This window comes from Bradyrhizobium sp., assembly GCF_049691595.1.
Classification (GTDB): Bacteria; Pseudomonadota; Alphaproteobacteria; order Rhizobiales; family Xanthobacteraceae; genus Bradyrhizobium.
In genome coordinates this window covers 1-5,699 of the sequence record NZ_JBAVNZ010000669.1, presented here as the reverse complement: position 1 = coordinate 5,699, position 5,699 = coordinate 1, and the positions used below count along the sequence as shown (strand labels likewise).

The following is a 5,699-nucleotide window of genomic DNA, read 5'->3' as shown; positions in this document are numbered from 1 at the left end:
CGCAGCAATTTCACGGTTCATCCGATGAGCCATCGCCCGTTGTGAATATCGAATTTCACCAAACCTTCGCCACGCATTTTCAAAAGGAGGGATTGACAGGCTTCCTCATTCACTACGTTGGCGCGTTTCATGATTTCGTAGACTTTGAGCGGCTTCTCGCGAAGCGCATTCAGGATATTCTCCCGATCATTCAGCATGACTGCTCCCTGCAAACCAAACCACCCTGATACCCATTCTTGAATAAACCGTTAGATCATGACGAGTTTGATCTCGCCGTCCTCAAGGGCTCCCGTCGCAAGGGCGTCGCGCGCCATCCTTTCGATGATCGGCCAATGTGTGAGAAGGTACTTTTGCGCCTGTACCTTCGTCGGCAGCGTGGTCTGCAGAACGCAGCGTTGCCGCGCGTTACCATTCGCGATCTGAAAAGATACCGCTTGCGGTCCCTCGTCGATCTCCTGTTCGGTGGGTTCGGCAAGTTTCCGCATACGCTGTTCCTTTACGCGATTTGGTAAGGCAAACGCCATTTCGACATCAACTGCCACGACTGCATCCGCTTCTTGCCAGAAGATATGACCGACAGGCGACCAGCCAGGGCGTGATGACTTCTCTTCGAGTCATCCCGCTCTTGAGCGCCCACTTTTCCGGATCATGCTCTCGGGCTGATCTTCGTGGCCGTCGGCGAGTGGCGTGTTTTTCGGCCCGCGGTCCGCGTGGAGCTGCGTGTTGCGGACCGCTGCCGCCAGCATCTCACGCAGCTCGGCCTTGGACTTTGGTGGTTCCCGCGCGATAGATGCTTGCCAGTTTGCCATGTTCACCATGTGGGGATGCCCGAGCGATAATTAAACCCCATGGATCACAAGAACCGGGGGCAATTCGCGGACTGATGTCGAACATCGCGCCAGTCCGCAGGTTGGTTTTGAGCTCCTCGCGAACCCATCACCTTCGCAAACTGCCATTGATGGGTATTGCTTCCGCTCCACCCATCCTGCGCGCTGCTCTCAAAAATTCGCCCGGTTCGAGATCGCGCCGTCAACGATCAGGTTCGATCCCGTCGTAAACGACGAGAATTACGGAGAACTACGCGCCGAGAATTACAGTGCCAGTGCACTTAATCCAATTCCAGGTTCCGCGATAGCGCGCGTCAACGGCTTTCCGGTCCGGCGGGCTTCGGCCCGCGCTTGCCCGCCTTGAGCGCGCGCCCGGTCCGGCGTTCGAGGCGGGCGAGAAAGCGATCGTTGCCGAGCGGCCGGCCGATGCTCTCGGCGGCGCGCAGGCGGTCGAACAGATCGTCCTCGGGCTCACTTGCCAGCAGATCGGCGAAGCGGGGGAAGCGATCGCTGATCGGTGCCAGCGCGGTGAGCCCGTCATCGGCGCCGCGCAAATGCGCGCGCGTGCTCGACCACCGCCAGTCCTGCGGGCGTTGCACCAGCCGCGCCCGCACCGGATTGAGCGAGACGTAGCGCAGCGCGGCGGCCAGATGTTCCTCGTCCATGGCGACGGCGCCGAACCGGCCCTGCCAGAAATGACCGCTGCGTTTGCGCCGCGCCTGGATGATTCCGGCATAGCGACGATGCACCCGCGCCAGCGCGTGGCGCAGCCCGTCGGGATCGGACGGCACGAGGATCAGGTGGACATGGTTCGGCATCAGGCACCACGCCCACACCTCGACGGCGGCCGCGCGGCAATTCTCGGCGAGCAGGTCGCGATAAAGCGCATAGTCGCCGTCGCCGAAGAAGGTGCGCGCGCGGCCATTGCCGCGCTGGGTGACATGGTGCGGATGACCGGGAATGACGACACGGGCGAGGCGGGCCATGCGACAGGATGGCGCGAGGCGGGCGACAAGTCAATTGAGTGCACTGTCACCGTAATTGCCCCGTAATTGCCAGCGATTGCTGAAGCCGAAATCATATGGTGTTCGAAAATGGGACACGCGCGCCCGCAGTAAACGTTTGTTATTTCAGTTAATGATCGGTAAAAATCCGCGGTGGGGCAGAGTGGCGTTGGAGGAGGCTCATCATGAGATACGGTACTTTTGTCCTTGCGCTCGGCGCTCTGTGGTCATCGCAAGTTTCGGCGGGCGAGTTGCAACCTGTCTACGTGGCGCCTGGAGGCGTCTATATCGCGTCTGCCCAGGTTTATGTTCGGTCCGAAAACGGTGACCCGGCTTATGCGGCGCCGGGCCGCATGTACTACGCACCAGGTCATGTACCGCTGGGGTCCGCATACGCGCCGGGTTATGTGCCACCGGGGCACGTATACCGAACCCCTACATTCTATGAATCTACCCGATCGATGTACCCGGCGCAGCGAGCCTATGTTGATCGACAGCCAGAGTACTACTCCACTTACGATACAGAATTTGTGCCGCGGCCACCCGCCCCTGTGCCATACGACGGTCGCGAGCGTTGTGTGACCAACCCGGCGTATGGTCCGTCGGTCTACTGTGATTAAGACTCGTTGCGCGAGAAATGCGGGTTCGCTGTTGCTTGCGCCGCACTGGGCGGAAGGAAAAGGGACCGGGGCGCGATGGCCTCGATCCCTCCTGCGCCAACGCCGTTAGCGAGTGGTGGGTTGGCTGTTCGCACTTCGAGTGAGGCTGGTTGCCCGAATTCAGTCAGATTGAAGGGTAAAGATGCTTCAGGTTGATACGAGCATGGGAGCTGTGACGTGCCAGTTTGCCTTGGGAATTACCGGGACACTTAATTCAAACTGAAGAAGCTGGAATCAATTGGCGCCGCGCGGGATTGTGAATTCCACTGGAGCCCTGCGGAGTCGAGAGATGAGCGCTATTGGTCCGGGCGCTCGCAGCGCGCGGCTCTCCGCTTCCAACGGCTGGCTGCATTTTTTTGCCTGACGGGCAAATCAGCGATTTGCCCGTCAAGCCCCGGTGCGGAAAATATTCCTGTTTTCAACGCCCCAAATCAGTTCTAGAAATCCCGCCGTCCCGTCCCGAAAGAGGGGCGTTGGCCATCGTCACGAACGTTGGGACGGGATGCGGTGGACGCGGCAGCGTCGGGCGCGAAACGGGATCGCAGGGCGGGTTTCGATCCGTGAGCGGTCAACGGCGCGCAGACGACCGGCGCTGAAGCGTACGGCAAAACCGTGTGGTCCTGGCACCCGTTGCTGGTGTCAAGTCGGCGGAGGTTTTGCGAACCCGACCGGGTTCGGCAAAGCCGCTAATCCGCCGATGACGGTGACAAGACGAATTCGTCGCCGGGGAGAGCAAGGCATAAGCCGTAAAGCCATTGCGCAGGGAATGCCGGAATGCTCCGACTGTACCTGTATGCTCGTGTGCGCCTTCTATGTGCATCCCTGCACACGAGACCGCGGGTGCAGCAAGCACCCGGCATTCCCTGCGCCCTCTGTTTTCAAGGGCGGAAGATTTCATCAACGACCCGGGCGATTTCCGCCGCGGGGTCGCGAAATCGTGTCTGGGGCATCGTCATTGCGAGGAGCACTTGCGACGACCGCGTCCGCCGAAGCTCTACGAGCAAAGGCGGAAGCAATCCATTCTTTCTTTGTGCGGCGAGATGGATTGCTTCGCGGAGCCTGTCATCGGGCGCGCATTCGCGCGACCCGTTGGCTCGCAATGACGGTCGCAATAGCGCGGCGCTTCGCGCCGACCCGGTGGCTCGCAATGACGGTCCCACAACTACCCCAGCGGCTTCAGCCCCGCCTCGATCTGCGCGCGGCGCAGCTCGAGGAACGGCGGCAATGCCAGTTTTTCGCCGAGCGCGGCAAGCGGCTCGTCGGTCGCAAATCCCGGACCGTCGGTCGCGATCTCGAACAGGATGCCGTTGGGCTCGCGGAAATACAGGCTGCGAAAATAGAACCGATCGATCTCGCCACTGTTGGGAACGCGCAGTTCCGTCAGCCGCTGCGTCCAGGCGTGATACTGCGCCTCGTCGGGCGTACGGAACGCGACATGGTGCACGCCGCCGGCGCCCTGCCGCGCGGCCGGCAAATCCTTTTGCTCGATCACATGCAGTTCGGCGGCGGGGCCGCCCTCGCCCATCGCGAACACATAGATCTGCGCGCCGTGCGCGGCATAGTCGCGCACGCGGCGCATGTTCATCACGTCGGTCAGTACGTAAGCCGTCCGCGCCAGATCGTGCACGGTGAGCACGATCGGACCGAGGCCGCGGATCTGGTGCTCTGCCGGCACCGGGCTGCGCTCCCAGGGCGACGCAGTTCCCGCGCCGCCGTCGTCGACCAGCACCAGGCGCTGGCCCTCGCCGTCCTCGAACGGCAGCGTCAGCCGGCCGTCGACCTCGACGACATCGCCAACATGACCGCCTGCCTGCTTCAGGCGATCGCGCCAGTAACCAAAACTGTTTTCGCCGGCGACGCGCAGGCCGGTCCGCGAAATCGAGTTGGTGCCGCGCTGCTCGGGAGCTGCCGGAAAATCGAAGAAGGTCAGGTCGGTTCCGGGATTGGCCTTGCCGTCGGCGTAGAACAGATGATAGGCGCTGACGTCGTCCTGGTTGACCGTCTTCTTGACCAGCCGCATGCCGAGCAGGCCGGTATAGAACGCCAGATTCTGGCGCGGTTTCGCGGAAATCGCCGTCAAATGGTGAATTCCGGTCAACTGCATCGCCTCGTCCTTTCGATTCGCTTCCCGGGGAAAATTTTCCCGGGACATTTGGGCCTCGTGGCGGATCATGTAGGATATCGTCCGATGAGTAGCCAGCGGCAAATTTGCCGCCGGTTTTCCGAGGGACATTCCATGACCGGGCATCTGATAGTCACCGACGAGGAAGCGACGCGCGTGATCACGCTGCGGCGGCCCGAGAAGAAGAACGCGATCACCCAGGAAATGTATCGCGAGATGAGCGATGCCATCGACAGGGCGCAGAACAACCCGAACATCCGCTGCATGATCATCACCGGCGGCTCCGGCGTATTCACCGCCGGCAACGACCTCGAGGATTTCCTCCACGAAGGCACGTCGAACACCGACACGCCGCGCGCCTCCAACGCCGCGAAATTTCTCTATTCGCTGGCGCACAACGTCAAGCCGATCATTGCCGCGGTCGACGGCGTTGCGATCGGCATCGGCACCACCATGCTGTTTCACTGCGATTATGTTCTGGCCAGCAAGACGGCGACCTTCGCCACGCCGTTCATCCATCTCGGCCTCGTCCCGGAAGGCGCCTCCAGCCTGTTGATGCCGCGCACCATGGGACACCAGCGCGCCTTTGCGATGCTGGTGATGGGGCGCACCTTCAGCGCTGACGACGCCCGCGAGGCCGGCTTCGTCAATGTGGTGGTGGCGCCCGGCCATACCGAAGCCGAGGCGCGCAAGGTGGCGCGCGAGATTTGCGCGCTGCCGGCGGAGGCGGTTTCGATCTCGCGAAAGCTGATCAAATTGCCGCCCGAAGACATGACCCGCCGGATCGATCAGGAAGGCCATCTGTTCGGCGAACGGATGCGCTCGAAGGAGGCGATCGCCGCGTTCAAGGCATTCTTTGCGCGCAAGAGGGGCTAGCATGATCCGGAAAAGTGGGAACCGGTTTTCCGAAGAGATCATGCTCAAACAAAGAGATCGGATCATGATCCGATTGAATCCGATCGGATCATGATCCGAGCCTTCGCGAAATTGTCGCGCCGGCCGGTTATTGTTGTGTCATGAAAGATACGCATTACCAGATCCTGTCAGCCTTGACGTTGCTGGCGGCGCTCACATCGTCATGCCCAGC

General features: G+C 61.4%; 5 protein-coding genes. 2 read left to right on the top strand and 3 right to left on the bottom strand.

Translation table 11 applies throughout. From position 1 onward, the window contains the following. Positions 1-227 (top strand): hypothetical protein (locus tag WCE35_RS26865; RefSeq protein WP_424596337.1); only part of this gene is annotated, 227 nt, incomplete at its 5' end. 21 nt (positions 228-248) lie between these two features. Here WCE35_RS26865 and WCE35_RS26860 read toward each other — a convergent pair. The 3 genes from WCE35_RS26860 to WCE35_RS26850 all read right to left on the bottom strand — a co-directional run bounded on the left by WCE35_RS26860 (position 249) and on the right by WCE35_RS26850 (position 4,594). After that, positions 249-542, bottom strand: coding sequence for a hypothetical protein (locus tag WCE35_RS26860; protein ID WP_424596336.1), 294 nt, complete (start codon positions 540-542; stop codon positions 249-251). Positions 543-1,141: 599 nt separating this feature from the next. Continuing rightward, positions 1,142-1,813: a transposase gene (locus tag WCE35_RS26855; protein WP_424596335.1), complete on the bottom strand. Its 672-nt coding sequence runs from the start codon at positions 1,811-1,813 to the stop codon at positions 1,142-1,144. Between the two features lie 1,839 nt (positions 1,814-3,652). After that, positions 3,653-4,594 (bottom strand): ring-cleaving dioxygenase, encoded by a 942-nt coding sequence (locus WCE35_RS26850; RefSeq protein ID WP_424596334.1) that lies wholly within the window; start codon positions 4,592-4,594, stop codon positions 3,653-3,655. A 132-nt stretch (positions 4,595-4,726) separates the two neighbouring features. On the opposite strand from WCE35_RS26850, the gene WCE35_RS26845 reads away from it, so the two are divergent. Then, on the top strand, positions 4,727-5,488 hold the full coding sequence (locus tag WCE35_RS26845; protein WP_424596333.1) for a crotonase/enoyl-CoA hydratase family protein: 762 nt from the start codon (positions 4,727-4,729) through the stop codon (positions 5,486-5,488). Positions 5,489-5,699: the final 211 nt, after the last annotated feature.

Bases quoted from the DNA above. Each gene is read 5' to 3' on its own strand.
- WCE35_RS26855 (WP_424596335.1), bottom strand. From the start codon at position 1,813: ATGGCCCGCCTCGCCCGTGTCGTCATTCCCGGTCATCCGCACCATGTC.
- WCE35_RS26850 (WP_424596334.1), bottom strand. From the start codon at position 4,594: ATGCAGTTGACCGGAATTCACCATTTGACGGCGATTTCCGCGAAACCG.
- WCE35_RS26845 (WP_424596333.1), top strand. From the start codon at position 4,727: ATGACCGGGCATCTGATAGTCACCGACGAGGAAGCGACGCGCGTGATC.